The 16,500-nt window shown below is 52.1% G+C and carries 14 protein-coding genes; 8 read left to right on the top strand and 6 right to left on the bottom strand.

Annotation, left to right across the window (positions count from 1 at the left end; genetic code table 11):
- Nucleotides 1–23 precede the first annotated feature (23 nt).
- The 6 genes from rlmKL (at nucleotide 24) to rmf (ending at nucleotide 7,948) form a co-directional block, all read left to right on the top strand.
- Complete coding sequence (gene rlmKL, locus J1G48_RS14240; RefSeq protein WP_001086485.1) at nucleotides 24–2,132, top strand: bifunctional 23S rRNA (guanine(2069)-N(7))-methyltransferase RlmK/23S rRNA (guanine(2445)-N(2))-methyltransferase RlmL; 2,109 nt, start codon at nucleotides 24–26, stop codon at nucleotides 2,130–2,132.
- A gap of 12 nt (nucleotides 2,133–2,144) precedes the next feature.
- Nucleotides 2,145–4,052 (top strand): ABC transporter ATP-binding protein, encoded by a 1,908-nt coding sequence (locus tag J1G48_RS14235; RefSeq protein WP_000053044.1) that lies wholly within the window; start codon nucleotides 2,145–2,147, stop codon nucleotides 4,050–4,052.
- 14 nt (nucleotides 4,053–4,066) lie between these two features.
- Nucleotides 4,067–5,320, top strand: coding sequence for a membrane integrity-associated transporter subunit PqiA (gene pqiA, locus J1G48_RS14230; protein WP_000333139.1), 1,254 nt, complete (start codon nucleotides 4,067–4,069; stop codon nucleotides 5,318–5,320).
- A 4-nt stretch (nucleotides 5,321–5,324) separates the two neighbouring features.
- Entirely contained in the window at nucleotides 5,325–6,965 is a 1,641-nt protein-coding gene (pqiB, locus tag J1G48_RS14225; RefSeq protein WP_000433414.1) for an intermembrane transport protein PqiB, read from the top strand.
- Nucleotides 6,962–7,525, top strand: a complete 564-nt coding sequence (gene pqiC, locus J1G48_RS14220; protein WP_000759136.1) for a membrane integrity-associated transporter subunit PqiC — start codon at nucleotides 6,962–6,964, stop codon at nucleotides 7,523–7,525. The genes pqiB and pqiC overlap by 4 nt, the downstream gene beginning before the upstream one ends.
- 255 nt (nucleotides 7,526–7,780) lie before the next feature.
- Nucleotides 7,781–7,948: a ribosome modulation factor gene (rmf, locus tag J1G48_RS14215; RefSeq protein WP_001537784.1), complete on the top strand. Its 168-nt coding sequence runs from the start codon at nucleotides 7,781–7,783 to the stop codon at nucleotides 7,946–7,948.
- Between the two features lie 99 nt (nucleotides 7,949–8,047).
- Here rmf and fabA read toward each other — a convergent pair whose 3' ends face one another.
- Nucleotides 8,048–8,566 carry a bifunctional 3-hydroxydecanoyl-ACP dehydratase/trans-2-decenoyl-ACP isomerase gene (fabA, locus tag J1G48_RS14210; RefSeq protein ID WP_000227928.1) on the bottom strand — a complete coding sequence of 173 codons (519 nt, stop codon included), beginning with the start codon at nucleotides 8,564–8,566 and terminating at the stop codon, nucleotides 8,048–8,050.
- Between the two features lie 68 nt (nucleotides 8,567–8,634).
- On the bottom strand, nucleotides 8,635–10,395 hold the full coding sequence (locus J1G48_RS14205; protein ID WP_000156448.1) for a Lon protease family protein: 1,761 nt from the start codon (nucleotides 10,393–10,395) through the stop codon (nucleotides 8,635–8,637).
- Nucleotides 10,396–10,580: 185 nt separating this feature from the next.
- On the opposite strand from J1G48_RS14205, the gene matP reads away from it, so the two are divergent.
- Nucleotides 10,581–11,033, top strand: coding sequence for a macrodomain Ter protein MatP (gene matP / locus J1G48_RS14200; RefSeq protein WP_000877172.1), 453 nt, complete (start codon nucleotides 10,581–10,583; stop codon nucleotides 11,031–11,033).
- Between the two features lie 71 nt (nucleotides 11,034–11,104).
- Here the strand turns inward: matP and ompA are convergent, their stop codons facing one another.
- Both ompA and sulA read right to left on the bottom strand, forming a co-directional pair.
- Nucleotides 11,105–12,157: a porin OmpA gene (ompA, locus tag J1G48_RS14195; RefSeq protein ID WP_001674965.1), complete on the bottom strand. Its 1,053-nt coding sequence runs from the start codon at nucleotides 12,155–12,157 to the stop codon at nucleotides 11,105–11,107.
- 356 nt (nucleotides 12,158–12,513) lie between these two features.
- Complete coding sequence (sulA, locus tag J1G48_RS14190) at nucleotides 12,514–13,023, bottom strand: SOS-induced cell division inhibitor SulA (protein WP_000288733.1); 510 nt, start codon at nucleotides 13,021–13,023, stop codon at nucleotides 12,514–12,516.
- 216 nt (nucleotides 13,024–13,239) lie between these two features.
- On the opposite strand from sulA, the gene J1G48_RS14185 reads away from it, so the two are divergent.
- On the top strand, nucleotides 13,240–13,845 hold the full coding sequence (locus J1G48_RS14185; RefSeq protein WP_001202375.1) for a TfoX/Sxy family DNA transformation protein: 606 nt from the start codon (nucleotides 13,240–13,242) through the stop codon (nucleotides 13,843–13,845).
- Here J1G48_RS14185 and yccS read toward each other — a convergent pair.
- Nucleotides 13,832–15,985, bottom strand: a complete 2,154-nt coding sequence (yccS, locus tag J1G48_RS14180) for a YccS family putative transporter (RefSeq protein ID WP_000950876.1) — start codon at nucleotides 15,983–15,985, stop codon at nucleotides 13,832–13,834. The genes J1G48_RS14185 and yccS overlap by 14 nt on opposite strands.
- Nucleotides 15,986–16,003: 18 nt before the next feature.
- Nucleotides 16,004–16,450, bottom strand: a complete 447-nt coding sequence (locus tag J1G48_RS14175; protein WP_001261222.1) for a YccF domain-containing protein — start codon at nucleotides 16,448–16,450, stop codon at nucleotides 16,004–16,006.
- Between the last annotated feature and the right edge of the window lie 50 nt (nucleotides 16,451–16,500).

The following is a 16,500-nucleotide window of genomic DNA, read 5'->3' as shown; positions in this document are numbered from 1 at the left end:
TTTCTTAGCGTAAAAGTGACAATATGAATTCTCTGTTTGCCAGTACGGCCCGCGGGCTGGAAGAGCTGTTAAAAACTGAACTGGAAAAACTGGGCGCCGTAGGGTGTCAGGTTGTTCAGGGTGGGGTCCATTTTCAGGGCGACACGCGGCTTATTTACCAGAGCCTGATGTGGAGCCGCCTGGCCTCGCGTATTATCCTGCCGATGGGTGAGTGCAAGGTCTACAGCGATCTCGATCTTTACCTCGGCGTTCAGGCGATAAACTGGACAGAGATTTTTAATCCTGGCGCGACGTTTGCGGTGCATTTCAGCGGCCTGAACGACACCATCCGTAATAGTCAGTATGGCGCGATGAAAGTTAAAGACGCGATTGTCGATGCGTTTACGCGGAAAAATCTTCCGCGTCCAAATGTGGACCGCGAATCGCCGGACCTCCGTATTAACGTCTGGCTGAATAAAGAAACTGCCAGCATTGCGCTGGATCTCAGTGGTGATGGCCTGCACCTGCGCGGTTATCGCGATCGCACCGGGCTGGCGCCAATTAAAGAGACGCTGGCGGCAGCGATTGTTATGCGTTCCGGCTGGCAACCAGGTACGCCGCTGCTCGACCCTATGTGTGGTTCGGGGACACTGTTGATTGAGGCCGCGATGTGGGCGACCGATCGCGCGCCGGGACTGCACCGTGGTCACTGGGGATTTAGCGGCTGGGCGCAGCATGACGAAACTATCTGGCAGGAAGTGAAAGCCGAAGCGCAGACCCGGGCGCGTAAGGGGCTGGCGGAGTATTCCTCTCATTTCTACGGTTCCGACAGCGATGCGCGCGTCATTGAGCGGGCGCGCAGCAACGCCCGTCGCGCCGGTATCGGGGAGCTTATCACCTTTGAAGTGAAAGATGTGGCGCAACTGAGTAATCCATTGCCGAAAGGCCCGTATGGTACGGTGATCAGTAACCCGCCTTACGGCGAACGTCTGGACAGCGAACCGGCGCTGATTGCGTTGCACAGTCTGCTGGGCCGTACCATGAAAAATCAGTTTGGCGGCTGGAACCTGTCGCTGTTCAGCGCTTCGCCCGATCTGCTGGGCAGCCTGCAATTACGTGCCGACAAACAGTTTAAAGCCAAGAATGGCCCGCTGGACTGCGTGCAGAAAAACTATCATATTGCGGAAACCACGGCGGACAGTAAACCGGCGACGGTGGCGGAAGATTACGCTAACCGCCTGCGTAAAAATCTTAAAAAGCTGGAGAAATGGGCGCGCCAGGAAGGGATTGAATGCTATCGCTTGTATGATGCCGACCTGCCGGAATATAACGTGGCGGTAGACCGTTACGGCGACTGGGCGGTGATTCAGGAATATGCGCCGCCGAAAACGGTGGATGCGCAAAAAGCGCGGCAGCGCCTGTTCGATATTATTGCGGCAACCTTGTCAGTGCTCGGTATTCCGCCGAATAAACTGGTGTTAAAAACCCGTGAACGGCAAAAAGGAAAAAACCAGTATCAGAAAATGAGCGAGAAGGGCGAGTTCCTTGAAGTCAGCGAATATAATGCGCGCTTATGGGTAAATCTGACGGATTATCTCGACACCGGTCTGTTCCTCGATCACCGTATTGCCCGCAGGATGCTGGGAGAAATGAGCAAAGGCAAAGATTTCCTGAATCTCTTTTCTTATACCGGCAGCGCCAGCGTACATGCGGGTCTGGGCGGCGCGCGCAGCACCACAACGGTGGATATGTCCCGCACCTATCTGGAGTGGGCCGAACGTAATTTGCGTCTGAACGGACTGAGCGGCCGCGCGCATCGCCTGATTCAGGCCGACTGCCTGGGCTGGCTGCGCGAGGCGAATGAACAGTTCGATTTGATCTTTATCGATCCGCCGACGTTCTCTAACTCAAAACGTATGGAAGAGTCGTTTGATGTTCAGCGCGATCATGTCGCGTTAATGAAAGATTTAAAACGTCTGCTGCGTAAAGGCGGCACCATCATGTTCTCAAATAATAAGCGCGGATTCCGTATGGATCTGGAAGGGCTGGCTGAGCTGGGGCTTACCGCACAAGAAATTACGCAAAAAACGCTTTCCCCGGATTTTGCCCGTAACCGTCAGATCCATAACTGCTGGCTGATCCGCGCCGCCTGAAAGGAAAAGTAAATGTCATTAATCAGTATGCATGGCGCATGGCTGTCGTTCAGCGACGCGCCGCTTCTCGATAACGCAGAGTTGCATATCGAAGATAACGAACGCGTCTGTCTGGTGGGGCGTAACGGCGCCGGGAAATCCACCTTGATGAAGATCCTCAACCGCGAACAGGGTCTGGACGATGGGCGTATTATTTATGAGCAGGATCTGATCGTCGCGCGTCTGCAACAGGACCCGCCCCGTAATATTGCGGGCAGCGTCTATGACTTTGTCGCCGAAGGTATCGAAGAACAAGCGGAATACCTCAAGCGCTATCATGAGATTTCCCGTCTGGTGATGACCGATCCCAGCGAGAAAAACCTCAATGAAATGGCGCGCGTACAGGAACAGCTCGATCATCATAATCTGTGGCAGCTGGAAAACCGTATTAATGAAGTGCTGGCGCAGCTTGGACTCGATCCTAACGCCGCGCTGTCGTCGCTCTCCGGCGGCTGGCTGCGTAAAGCCGCGCTGGGTCGGGCGCTGGTCAGCAATCCGCGCGTATTGTTACTGGATGAACCGACTAACCATCTGGATATCGAAACTATCGACTGGCTGGAAGGGTTTCTGAAAACCTTTAACGGAACGATTATTTTTATCTCTCACGATCGTTCGTTTATTCGCAATATGGCGACCCGCATTGTCGATCTCGATCGTGGCAAACTGGTCACCTATCCGGGAAATTACGATCAATACCTGCTGGAGAAAGAAGAAGCGCTGCGCGTAGAAGAGTTACAAAACGCGGAATTTGATCGCAAACTGGCGCAGGAAGAAGTCTGGATTCGCCAGGGGATCAAGGCGCGCCGCACCCGTAATGAAGGGCGCGTGCGGGCGTTAAAAGCGATGCGTCGTGAACGCAGCGAGCGCCGGGAAGTGATGGGCACGGCGAAGATGCAGGTCGAAGAGGCGACGCGCTCCGGTAAAATCGTTTTTGAGATGGAAAACGTCGATTACCAGGTAGAAGGAAAACAACTGGTAAAAGATTTCTCCGCTCAGGTACAGCGCGGTGACAAGATTGCGTTAATTGGCCCGAACGGCTGCGGTAAAACCACGCTACTGAAACTGATGCTGGGACAGCTTCAGGCTGACAGCGGGCGCATCCACGTAGGAACGAAGCTGGAAGTCGCCTACTTCGATCAGCATCGCGCCGAACTGGACCCGGAAAAAACCGTGATGGATAACCTGGCGGAAGGCAAGCAGGAGGTGATGGTAAACGGTAAGCCGCGCCATGTACTGGGCTATTTGCAGGACTTCCTGTTTCACCCCAAACGGGCGATGACGCCCGTCCGCGCGCTTTCCGGCGGCGAACGTAACCGTCTGCTGCTGGCGCGACTGTTCCTCAAGCCGAGCAATCTTTTAATTCTCGATGAACCAACGAACGATCTTGACGTCGAAACGCTGGAACTATTAGAAGAATTAATTGATGGCTATCAGGGCACGGTACTACTGGTCAGCCACGATCGGCAATTTGTCGATAATACCGTGACGGAATGCTGGATTTTCGAGGGCGGCGGCAAAATCGGACGTTATATCGGCGGCTACCATGATGCGCGTGCGCAGCAAGAGCAGCATCTGGCGACGAAACAGCCGATGGCGAAAAAAAATGAGGAAGTTATTGCCCCTAAAGCAGAAATTGTAAAACGTGGCAGTAGCAAACTAAGCTATAAACTGCAGCGCGAGCTGGAGCAGTTACCCGGTCAGCTTGAAGACCTGGAAGCGAAGCTGGAAGCGCTACAGGCGCAGGTTGCGGATGCGGCCTTTTTTAGCCAACCCCATGAGCAAACGCAAAAAGTTCTGGCCGATTTAAGTCAGGCGGAGCAAGAACTTGAGCAAGCCTTCGAACGTTGGGAGTATCTTGAAGGCCTGAAAAACGGGGCATAACGAAAGGAGCGCCTATGTGTGAACATCACCATGCTGCGAAGCACATATTGTGCCCGCAATGTGACATGCTGGTGGCTTTACCCCGCCTCTCGCATGGGCAAAAAGCAGCATGTCCACGATGCGGCGCAACGTTAACGACCGAGTGGGACGCGCCCCGGCAGCGTCCTACCGCCTGTGCGTTAGCGGCACTATTTATGTTGCTGCTTTCTAACCTTTTTCCCTTCGTGAATATGAATGTCGCGGGCGTCACCAGCGAAGTCACGCTTCTGGAAATCCCCGGCGTCATGTTTTCTGAAGATTACGCCAGCCTCGGCACGTTCTTTTTATTATTTGTCCAACTGGTGCCGGCATTTTGCCTGGTGACTATTCTATTACTTGTCAACCGCGCCAGTCTGCCGTTGTCGGTAAAAAAAACGCTGGCAAGGATCTTTTTCCTCCTCAAATCGTGGGGAATGGCGGAAATATTTCTCGCCGGGGTGTTGGTCAGTTTTGTTAAGCTGATGGCCTACGGCGATATCGGCATCGGCAGCAGCTTTATTCCCTGGTGCTTATTTTGTCTCGTTCAACTGCGGGCGTTCCAGTGTGTCGATCGCCGCTGGTTGTGGGATGATATCGCCCCGCAGCCTGCACTGGCGCAGCCGTTAACGCCGGGGATTACCGGTATCCGGCAGTCTTTGCGTTCTTGCGCCTGCTGTACGGCGATCCTGCCTGCGGAGAGTCTCGTCTGTCCGCGTTGCCATACGAAAGGCTATGTCCGGCGTAAAAACAGTTTGCAGTGGACGCTGGCGTTATTATTTACCTCGATCATGCTTTATCTGCCCGCCAATATTTTGCCGATTATGATTACCGACTTACTGGGCTCGAAAATGCCGTCGACCATTCTGGCTGGCGTGATTTTGCTGTGGAGCGAGGGGTCTTATCCGGTGGCGGCGGTTATCTTTCTCGCCAGTATTATGGTGCCGACGCTAAAAATGATCGCCATTGCCTGGCTTTGTTGGGATGCGAAAGGCCACGGTAAGCGCGACAGTGAACGGATGCATTTTATTTATGAAGTAGTGGAGTTTGTGGGGCGCTGGTCAATGATTGATGTCTTTGTCATTGCCGTACTCTCTGCGCTGGTGCGTATGGGAGGGTTAATGAATATTTATCCTGCGATGGGTGCGTTGATGTTTGCTTTAGTCGTCATAATGACAATGTTTTCTGCGATGACCTTTGATCCGCGTCTGTCGTGGGATCGTGAGTACGAACCAGGCCATGAGGAGTCCTGATAGCATGGAACCTAAAAAAGGGGAAGCCAAAGTACAAAAGGTGAAAAATTGGTCGCCTGTCTGGATATTCCCGATTGTTACTGCGCTTATCGGAGCCTGGATTCTGTTTTATCACTACAGCCACCAGGGACCGGAAGTTACCTTAATCACCACCAATGCGGAAGGCATTGAAGGCGGAAAAACGACGATCAAAAGTCGCAGCGTGGATGTTGGCGTGGTTGAAAGCGCGACGCTGACTGACGATCTGACCCACGTACAAATCAAAGCGCGGCTCCATTCCGGTATGGAAAAGTTGCTGCATAAAGACTCGGTATTTTGGGTGGTAAAACCGCAGGTGGGGCGTGAAGGCATCAGCGGGCTTGGGACGCTGCTATCAGGTGCGTATATTGAACTACAACCAGGAAGTAAGGGCAGTCAGCCGGAAAGCTATCAGCTTCTTGACTCACCGCCGTTGGCGCCGCCCGATGCCAAAGGTATTCGTGTGATTCTGGACAGCAAAAAGGCCGGTCAGCTCAGTCCTGGCGATCCCGTTCTGTTCCGGGGCTATCGGGTAGGGTCCGTTGAAACCAGCTCTTTCGATCCGCAAAAACGGACAATGAGTTATCAGTTGTTCATTAAGGCGCCAAACGATCGGTTGGTCACCAGTAATGTCCGATTCTGGAAAGATAGCGGTATCGCTGTGGATCTGACATCGGCGGGAATGCGCGTGGAAATGGGATCGTTGACGACGTTGTTTGGCGGCGGCGTGAGTTTTGATGTGCCGGAAGGACTTGAGCAGGGGCAACCCGTCGCCGAAAAAACGGCGTTTAATCTCTACGACGATCAAAAAAGTATTCAGGATTCGCTGTATACCGATCATATCGATTACCTGATGTTCTTTAAAGATTCGGTGCGCGGATTACAACCCGGCGCGCCGCTGGAGTTCCGCGGTATTCGTCTGGGGACGGTAAGCAAAGTGCCTTTCTTTGCGTCTAAAATGCGCCAGGTATTTAACGACGATTACCGTATTCCTGTGCTGGTGCGCATTGAACCGGAGCGTCTGAAAGCGCAATTGGGAGAAAATGCGGATGTTGGCGCGCATTTGACGGAACTGCTTAAGCGCGGTTTACGCGCTTCGCTTAAAACCGGTAACCTGGTGACCGGGGCGCTGTATGTCGATCTGGACTTTTATCCTAAGGAGCCGCCGATTACCGGGCTACGCGAATTTGATGGTTATGAAATTATTCCCACCGTCAGCAGCGGCCTGGCGCAAATTCAACAGCGACTGGTGGAAACGTTGGATAAGATCAACAACCTGCCGCTGAATCCGATGATTGAACAAGCGACCAATACGCTGTCTGAAAGCCAGCGTACTATGCGTCGGCTGCAAACCACGCTGGATAATATGAACAAGATTACCTCCAGTCAGTCGATGCAGCAGCTTCCGGCGGATATGCAAACGACGTTACGCGAACTTAACCGCAGTATGCAGGGCTTCCAGCCTGGATCGGCGGCGTATAACAAAATGGTGGCGGATATGCAGCGTCTCGATCAGGTGCTTCGTGAGTTACAACCGGTGTTGAAAACTCTGAACGAGAAGAGCAACGCGCTGGTATTTGAAGCGAAGGATAAAAAAGATCCTGAGCCTAAGAGGGCGAAACAATGAAAAAATGGCTAGTCGTGATAATGGCGTTCTGGCTGGCGTCATGTAGCTCCGGCGGAGAGAATAAAAGCTATTATCAGCTCCCGATAGCGCAAAGCGGTGTGCAAAGCACCGCAAGCCAGGGCAACCGTCTCTTATGGGTAGAGCAGGTTTCCGTACCTGACTATCTGGCAGGTAACGGCGTGGTGTATCAAACCAGTGATGTTCAGTATGTGATTGCCAATAACAATCTGTGGGCCAGCCCGCTGGACCAGCAATTACGTAACACGCTGGTGGCGAATCTTAGCGCCCGGCTTCCTGGCTGGGTCGTCGCTTCCCAGCCGTTGGGAACCACCCAGGATACGTTAAACGTTACCGTAACCGGATTCCATGGACGCTACGATGGTAAGGTTATCGTCAGCGGGGAGTGGTTATTAAACCACAATGGACAGCTGATTAAGCGGCCTTTCCATATCGAAGCCAGTCAGCAGAAAGATGGCTATGATGAGATGGTCAAAGTACTGGCAAGCGCATGGAGTCAGGAAGCAGCCGCTATCGCAGATGAGATAAAGCGCCTTCCCTGAGATAAAAGTAATGTAAATTTAACCGCTTCAGGTCGTGCGCCTGAGGCGGTTTTTTTATTTTTGACGCCGGAAAAATAGTTGTTATGGCTCACATTTTTTGTACAAATGATTTACCGTATAGCTCACAAATATGACATTGGTGTGAATTTTGCGCATTGACGGGCGATCCATTTAGAGGTATTCGTGTAGTGTGATTGCACATTTTGTAATCACTGTTTTCTTTTCCACCAGATACAAATATGAGGGAAACGAGGCATGAAGAGACAAAAACGAGATCGCCTGGAACGGGCACATCAACGTGGATATCAGGCCGGCATCGCCGGACGATCAAAAGAAATGTGTCCCTATCAGACGCTGAATCAACGGTCATACTGGTTGGGAGGTTGGCGACAAGCCATGGAGGACAGGGCGGTAATGGCCTGATTCTGTCTCTTTAGAAAAAGAAACCTCCGCAGTGCGGAGGTTTCGCCTTTATGGGCTTTGCAAGCATGATACCGATAGCGCGGAATATCAATTCAACACTTAGAACGCGGAAGTATCCTGGAACAAACCGACTTTCAAATCGTGTGCGGTATAGATCAGACGACCATCCACCAGAACCTCACCGTCCGCCAGGCCCATGATCAGGCGACGGTTTACGATACGTTTGAAATGAATACGATAGGTGACTTTCCTGGCTGTCGGCAGAACTTGGCCGGTAAATTTCACTTCGCCCACGCCCAGAGCGCGGCCTTTGCCTTCGCCGCCCAGCCAGCCCAGGTAGAATCCCACCAATTGCCACATAGCATCCAGACCCAGACAACCGGGCATCACCGGATCGCCGATAAAGTGGCATCCGAAGAACCATAGATCCGGATTGATATCCAGCTCGGCTTCGACATAGCCTTTGTCGAAATTGCCGCCCGTTTCGGTCATCTTAACGACGCGGTCCATCATCAGCATGTTCGGCGCAGGGAGTTGCGGCCCTTTAGCGCCAAACAGTTCACCACGACCAGAGGCAAGAAGGTCTTCTTTTGTATAGGATTCGCGTTTATCTACCATGTTTTATGTAAACCTTATTTTATTGAAGCACGCAGGATAGCTAACACGTGTACGCTGAACAAGTCCGATCAGTTCGGAATAAAAGCGTTCAGCCAACGTAATGGCCACGGGAAACGATGACGGCCTTCCTGTTGCGTCGCCTGCGCGATACGCTCCTGGATAGTCTGCATCAACGTCGTTTGACCTTCGCCATCCCACACCAGATTTAACAGTAGCGGTAAGGCGTCGGTCACGTCGTCTACCGCCCAGATAGTGAACTTCTCTTCTTTAACCGCTTGCAGCAGTTCAGATTTAAGACTGAGATGGCGGACATTGGCTGCAGGGATAATCACGCCCTGTTTACCGTTTAATTCCCGCTGCTCGCAGATGGCGAAGAAACCTTCAATTTTTTCGTTTAGCCCACCCACCGGTTGCGCGCGACCAAACTGATCGACCGAGCCGGTAATCGCAATGTTTTGATTCACCGGCACATTGGCCAGCGCGCTGATGAGCGCACATAATTCCGCCATTGAGGCGCTATCGCCATCCACTTCGCTGTAGGACTGCTCAAAGGTTAACGAGGCAGAGAAGGGAATTTGTTGCTCCAGCTGCAACTCCGACATCAGGAAGGCCTGCATAATCATCATTCCCTTAGCGTGGATATTCCCGCCAAGTTCGGCCTTGCGCTCAATATCGTTAAATTCGCCATCGCCGATATGCACAACACAGCTAATTCGCGACGGTTCGCCAAAGGCGCGCGGATGCCCGGGAAACTCAATGACGGAAAGCGCATTGATTTGTCCAACGCGTTCGCCTTCGGTTTCAATCAGGATCTGCTCTTGCAGAATCTCATCCTGCATCCGCTCCGCCAGAAAGCCTTCTCGCCATTCGCGTCGGGCAAGCATCAGGCTGAGCGCTTCTGCGCCGCAGGTATCGCCTTCGCATAAAGGCGACGCCTCCTTAAACTGGCGGGCTATCCACAGTGGGCAAAGAGGCAGCGTATCCTGTTCGCCGGTATAGCGCACAGCCTCGCGTATCAGGACGGGCCAGGCGTCCGGTGCCGGAGGGGGCAAATTATCGCGTAAAGCGATACGCGTCACCCATTGACACCACAGGGTCATAGCTTCTGCGTCCGCTATCTGTAAATTGTCTTCAAATTCACTGTAGATAGCCTGTTCCGCGAGCTCCGGTTCCATCTCCTGAAAATCAGCCAGTGATTCACGTTCGCCAACCAGAATCACCTTCAGTTTGAGCGGCATTGATGGCACGGAGACCGGTAATGGACGCGACTCGTCAAAGGCCACCCAGTCAAAACGCTCGCGGCTAACGATGGCTTTCAGACGCATCCACAGTAACGGCTGCGCCAGAAGGGTTCGTAAGGAAATAATCAGCACGCCGCCGTTCGCCTGATGAACCAGTCCCGGCTGCAGGATAATGTCGCCGTTATACTGCCGCAGGCAACCAAAGAGCTGTTCGGCTTCGACCCAGTCCGCGCTGACGACTTGTGTGACGGTGGCAAAGTTGTCTTGCGCATTCTGCGCGGCGCGGTAATGAACAGTATGCCCGGAAACGTCATAATGTCCGCCGGTTAATTGTCCGGCATCGGTTTGCAGAGCGCGGACGGCATCTGAAAGTAAAGTGAGATACTCTTGCTCTTCAGGCGCTTTAGTCAGCATAAAAGAGGATGATGCCCACGGCTGTATAAGTTGCTCAAGCGCAAATTGCAGTCGTGGCTGAGTATCACTGAGTAAGGTGTCGTTTTCGTCAGTCGCGTGTGGCTGTGCAAATATCTCCTGATAGCTTTCGCTATCCGGAACCAGATCACGCCATGCAAGTTTCGTAATGGTCAAAGTTGAGGTTTTTTAGTCTGTTGTAAAAGGGGGGATTATAGCCTAACCCGTCACGCTGCACACGCGGAAAGCGAATGCAAAGTAATATGAAGACGTGTAACCATTCACAGGTTCGAGATTCTTTTCTTCAGATGGCTAAAAAACTGATATTCTGATAACAGTTACACGGTAACGTTGGGATCGCAATGAAATATCAACAACTTGAAAATCTTGAAAGCGGTTGGAAATGGAAATATCTGGTGAAAAAGCACCGCGAAGGGGAGTTGATCACCCGCTACGTGGAAGCCAGTGCTGCCCAGGAAGCCGTCAATTTGTTGTTGGCCCTCGAAAATGAACCGGTGCGGGTAAATGTCTGGATAGACAGGCATATGAATCCTGCCTTGCTTAATCGGATGAAACAAACCATTCGGGCAAGACGCAAACGACACTTCAATGCGGAACATCAGCATACGCGCAAAAAATCTATCGATTTAGAGTTTATGGTCTGGCAGCGTCTGGCGGGCCTTGCGCAGCGACGCGGTAAAACATTATCCGAAACGATAGTGCAACTGATAGAAGACGCGGAGCATAAAGAGAAATATGCCACGCAAATGACCACGTTAAAGCAGGATTTACAGGCGTTATTAGGCAAGAAGTAACGCTGAAAGGCGTTGTCACCCAGACCAGAGCAAAAAACCCCGCGACGCGGGGTTTTTTATCAGACGGAAACTTAAGCCTGCGGCTGAGTTACCACGTCTTTAACGCCTTTAACTTCGATCTCTACGCGACGATCCGGAGCCAGGCAATCGATCAGGGCAGCGCGAGGTTTCACGTTGTCACAGGTGTTGCCGGTAACCGGGTTAGATTCGCCCATACCACGTGCGGAGATTTTGTCAGACGGAATACCTTTGGAGATCAGGTAATCAACAACAGACTGAGCACGTTTCTCGGACAGACCCTGGTTGTAAGCGTCAGAACCGATACGGTCAGTGAAGCCCAGAACGACAACGGAACCGTCTTTCGGATCCAGGTTGCTCAGCTGGCTGTACAGCTGATCCAGAGCCTGCTGGCCTTCCGGCTTCAGGGTAGATTTGTTGAAGTTGAACAGTACGTCAGACTTCAGAGTGAAGTGCTTGGTCTGTACTTCCGGAGCCGGAGCCGGTGCCGGAGCTACTACCGGAGCAGCTTCTTGCTGGCCGAAACGGTAGGAAACACCTACGCTCAGCAGGCCGTTGTCCGGACGGGTGCCGATGGTGTTGGCATCACCGATGTTGTTAGTCCACTGGTATTCCAGACGGGTTGCGATTTCAGGGGTGATGGCATACTCGATACCGCCCGCGAATACCGGGGAAACGCCGGTGTCGTGGTCTTTAGTAGACGGGCCGCCAGGGACGTTAGACTTGGTGTCTGCACGCCATACCATACCACCCAGACGGGTATAAACGTCCAGATCGTCAGTGATTGGATAACCCAGTTTAGCGGTCAACTGAACGCCCTGAGCTTTATAAGCGCCATTGATGTTGTCGCCTTTGTACGGCATACGGCCTAACCAGTCGTAGCCCATTTCAAAGCCAACATACGGGTTAACCTGGTAACCACCAAAAGCACCTGCGCCCAGTTGGTTTTCATGAGTCGGGCCATCATTGTGAATGAAGCCGGTGTCATGGTACTGAGACCAGCCCAGTTTAGCACCAGCGTACCAGGTGTTATCTTTCGGAGCGGCCTGCGCTACGGTAGCGAAACCAGCCAGTGCCACTGCAATCGCGATAGCTGTCTTTTTCATTTTTTGCGCCTCGTTATCATCCAAAATACGCCATGAATATCTCCAACGAGATAACACGGTTAAATCCTTCACCGGGGGATCTGCTCAATAGTTACTCTACCGATATCTACGGCTTATGCTGAGCACCCCTGGCGATGTAAAGTCTACAACGTAGTTGGAAACTTACAAGTGTGAACTCCGTCAGACATGTGAAAAAAACATGACGGATATACACATCATTTAACAGTTTCAGATGATAAATCGTACAGCAAAAATTGCGGAAACCGCTTCTGACAAGCGTTCTCGCAAAAAAAACGTTAGCACTCAAAGGAGATACGTTCGCGTAAAAAAAAGTCCAGGATAAATCCTAATTTTACTTAATGATACAAATTAGAGTGAATTTTTAGCCCGGAATGCTGTCTCCTGGATAAAGCGTGCGCACGTACAGGGCGCATGATAAACCCTACCGCATTACCTACCTTCGCTGCTTCAACCAGGCTGGCATGTTCTTCTTCTGTCAGTTCTTCAGTCATCCAACCAATTACCACGCTGTAATTTCCTGTACGCAAAGCGCGGATCATCGACTCCAGCGTATGACGAGGCGCAAGCTGGCTAATTTGCATCACTTTCGTTAATGGCAAACCTGAAGACTGTACCCATTCACGGCTGAGCTTTTGCTGCGGCGTGAGCCAGAGCTGCCAGCGTGATTGTTGGCCTAACTGACGGAGTAAAGGCAAAAGCAGGAGTTGCGCCATCATGGGCTGGTCTTCGTGGTAGACAACTTCACTGACCAGTCCTGCCGCGGCATTTTCCGTAGCGGTGCGCGCAGCGTTGTGGGTAGTGGTAGGAAATGACGAAGAACGATTTGCATAACCTGAAGTGTACATAATCAATCCAGCCCTGTGAGTTACTGTATATTCATACAGTACCCCTGTGGCGATGAAAGATCAACTCTATTTTCGGAAACTGTCTCGCAATTTTTATTCTTAGTGGCGTCAAAAATAAAAATCATCTTGCTCGCGGAGTATAAGTTGCCTATTTTCGTCATTAACGGATCCGTTACTGCAAATCATTCTTTTACTTTATGATTTAAAAGGAATTTTATGAGAGCACTCTCTTATGACAGGATCTATAAATCGCAAGAATATTTGGCCTCTTTGGGGACGATCCAGTATCGATCTTTATTCGGTAGCTATAGTCTGACCGTGGAGGATACCGTCTTTGCGATGGTGGCTAATGGCGAGCTTTATCTCCGCGCCTGTGAAGAAAGCGTACCCTACTGTGTGAAGCATCCCCCCGCCTGGCTCATGTTTATGAAATGTGGACGTCCCGTTATGCTCAACTATTACCGGGTGGATGAAAGCCTGTGGCGCGATCAGCAGCAGCTGGTACGTTTATCGAAGTATTCTCTTGACGCGGCAATGAAGGAAAAACACAGCCGTATTTTACAGCACAGACTCAAAGATCTTCCCAATATGACCTTCCATCTGGAAACATTGCTCAATGAGTCAGGGATAAAGGACGAAAATATGTTACGCATACTGGGCGCGAAAATGTGCTGGCTAAGGTTGCGACAAAGCAATCCCTTGCTGACGGTGAAAGTTTTGTATGCCCTGGAAGGCGCAATTGTCGGCGTACATGAAGCGGCGCTCCCGGCGAGTCGTCGCCAGGAGCTTGCCGACTGGGCTCATTCGCTTACGGCTGGGTAATTAATGTAGAAGTCGGCGGTGAAATTTGCCGTTGCAAGCGTCCAATCTCGGGCAGTAAGGCAATGAGCAAACCAATTTGTTGAACAACCAGAGGTTCTTTGCTGTCCGGACGTGTTTCCAGTGACTGAACTCGCTGCTTTAAACCCTCCAGCGCCTGGTGTACGCGCTGTTCGTCTTCAGGTTGATGATGAAGCGCATCATCAACGTAGCAGACCGCGTCATCCAGAAGCCCCAACACGTCCGGATTACTGAGCTTTTCGCGGTGCGCGCCGAGGGCGGAGATATAGCTGGTAAAAGTGTGATTGAGGCAAAGCAGCCTGAACGCCGCCTCCCGGGTTTCAGCCGTGACGTCGGGTTCGCTCGACATATTAGAAACCACGGATGCCAGTTCTGCATCGCGGTTGTGCGCGTCGCGTCTGGCAATGCGATAGGCCAGGCGGTTATCCCGTCCCTGGTGATATTGCTCAAGGATCGCATCAAGGTAGCGGCAATTAGCATCGGTGGCGCGCTGGAGTACCCGGGGAAGGTTGCGAAAGCGCCAGTCCGGCCAAATAAAGCTGACCGCAGCCCAGGCGATAGCGCAGCCAATTAACGTGTCGACGACGCGCGGTAACGCTACCTCGAAGCCTTCGCCCAGGAGGTTAAAGCAGAGTAATACCAGCAGGGTGATGAACATCGTTGCATGGGCATACTGCACATTACGGAATGCGAAGAAAAGCACGCCGGTAATCACCAGCAGAACTAACTGTCCTTCAAGCGAAGGAACAAACCATAAAATCGGCAGGCCGATAGCAACGCCTACCAACGTGCCGATAATCCTGAGCGCAAGGCGATGGCGGGTCGCGTTATAGTTAGGCTGGCAAACAAACAGGCTGGTGAGCAATATCCAGTACCCGTGGCGCATCCCGGTAATTTGGATGAGAGCATAACCGATGCACAATACCAGCGACATGCGTACCGCATGGCGAAAGAGAGCGGACTCCGGGGTAAAATTACGGCTCAGACGCAGCCAGATGTCGCTAAACCCGTGCAGGCTATCATCAGCCAACTGGTTTTCTGACTCATTGCGCGGCATTGCCTGGGCCTGCTCCGACTCGATCGTCGCCAGTTGCGCATCAATGGCGCGTAGGTTGGTTAATAAGAATCCAAGCGTATTCAGCAGCTCTAAAGAAGCGCCGCTGGCGCGCATACGTTCAAGCGCGGCGTCAATGTGGGTAAAGACGCGTTCAAAACGCGGATCATGCTGGTACGGCGTACGCAGTAAGATACAGCGCGCCAGCTGCGTACAGGCCTGCGCCTGCATCGACATCAGACGCTGAAAGCGGAACATGACGTCGCTATGGCGAAAATAATCGCGCAGTGTCTGGTATTGAATATGCGAAGAACTGGCGCGTTCATGAATATCCTGCGCCACAAAATAGTAATGGAGGGTGCGGCGCGTACCGCGTTGACCGCGATCGCCGCGCAGGCGACTCAATAACGACACTTTCGTTTGGTTCAGCGTCGCCATTAACTGCCCGTTCGCTAACGCTAAATCATAGAGCGGCGCCTGGCTTTCATCTTCAATATCAGGATCAAACAGACGTGATTTCAGTTCCAGATAGTGCGCTAACTGTTCGTAACTGCGTGCCAGATTATCCTGCAACGGACGGATCGGAAATAGCAGATGCCCGGTTAGCGTCAGTAGGTTATACCATACTGCGCCTGCCAGCAGGAGCAGTGGTTGCTGATACCAGTGATCGTATAAAGAGGTACCCAGCATCGTATAGATGGCAATGAGTAACGCGCCGAACGCGATGGTGGCATAGCGTTGCCCCAGTCCTCCCAACAGAATAAACCCGCTGGTGGATAACGTTAAGCCCAACGCAAATAGCCACGGCCAGGGAAAGAGCAGCTCCACAGAAGCCGACGCGATAAAAAAGCAAATTAAGGTAATGATTAAATTACGCAAGCGTCCGGCAAGGCGATCGTCGAGATCGGTTAGCGCCGCGGCAACCATACCGAGCGTGAGCGGGATGGTCAGTTTGACGTCGCCCAGCCACCAGGGCAGGGCGGTGGTGCCGCACAGAGCGATAAAAATGCGGATGTAATACAGCCAGGTACTGTTCCAGGTATAACGGCGAATCAACGGACTTAACATAAAGGCTATTTGTCCCGATCATTCAAAACGGCGGCGCGCGTTAGCTTCTCGCGCGGCGCGAGCGGTTTCTACAGAGACGACGCGGCGACCGACAGGCCAAAGCGCAATCGCGGCAATTTTAAAGTTCGCAATACCGACAGGTATCCCGATGATAGTGACACACTGAGCGATACCGGAGGCAATGTGCATCAGGCATAGCCACCAGCCGAAAAAAAGTAACCAGAAAATATTCAGCAAGGTACCGCCAGTATTCATTAATACGCTTTTCGCCGCCGGATTAAGTTCGTCAACGTGAATGGCTTCATTACCGTAAGGGAACAGGGACAGTTTGGTTATCTCCCAGCAGGAGCGGGTCAACGGCAGGGTAAAAATAAGCACAATACTGACAAGCGTCGCCAGCAGCCAGGCCAGCGTAGTGGCAAAGCCGCCCAGTACAAAGTTTAAAATATTCAGAACGGTACGCATAAACCCTCAGTTCATTCCGGTTTTCTATCACTGCGGGCAATTGTAACGTT

Source organism: Salmonella sp. SAL-020, assembly GCF_017372215.1.
Classification (GTDB): Bacteria; Pseudomonadota; Gammaproteobacteria; order Enterobacterales; family Enterobacteriaceae; genus Salmonella; species Salmonella enterica.
The sequence above is the reverse complement of the archived record's forward strand: the minus strand, read 5'-3'. Positions and strand labels throughout refer to the sequence as shown.

Coding starts and splice junctions, on each gene's coding strand:
- rlmKL (WP_001086485.1), top strand. CDS start 24: ATGAATTCTCTGTTTGCCAGTACGGCCCGCGGGCTGGAAGAGCTGTTA.
- J1G48_RS14235 (WP_000053044.1), top strand. CDS start 2,145: ATGTCATTAATCAGTATGCATGGCGCATGGCTGTCGTTCAGCGACGCG.
- pqiA (WP_000333139.1), top strand. CDS start 4,067: ATGTGTGAACATCACCATGCTGCGAAGCACATATTGTGCCCGCAATGT.
- pqiB (WP_000433414.1), top strand. CDS start 5,325: ATGGAACCTAAAAAAGGGGAAGCCAAAGTACAAAAGGTGAAAAATTGG.
- pqiC (WP_000759136.1), top strand. CDS start 6,962: ATGAAAAAATGGCTAGTCGTGATAATGGCGTTCTGGCTGGCGTCATGT.
- rmf (WP_001537784.1), top strand. CDS start 7,781: ATGAAGAGACAAAAACGAGATCGCCTGGAACGGGCACATCAACGTGGA.
- fabA (WP_000227928.1), bottom strand. CDS start 8,566: ATGGTAGATAAACGCGAATCCTATACAAAAGAAGACCTTCTTGCCTCT.
- matP (WP_000877172.1), top strand. CDS start 10,581: ATGAAATATCAACAACTTGAAAATCTTGAAAGCGGTTGGAAATGGAAA.
- ompA (WP_001674965.1), bottom strand. CDS start 12,157: ATGAAAAAGACAGCTATCGCGATTGCAGTGGCACTGGCTGGTTTCGCT.
- sulA (WP_000288733.1), bottom strand. CDS start 13,023: ATGTACACTTCAGGTTATGCAAATCGTTCTTCGTCATTTCCTACCACT.
- J1G48_RS14185 (WP_001202375.1), top strand. CDS start 13,240: ATGAGAGCACTCTCTTATGACAGGATCTATAAATCGCAAGAATATTTG.
- yccS (WP_000950876.1), bottom strand. CDS start 15,985: ATGTTAAGTCCGTTGATTCGCCGTTATACCTGGAACAGTACCTGGCTG.
- J1G48_RS14175 (WP_001261222.1), bottom strand. CDS start 16,450: ATGCGTACCGTTCTGAATATTTTAAACTTTGTACTGGGCGGCTTTGCC.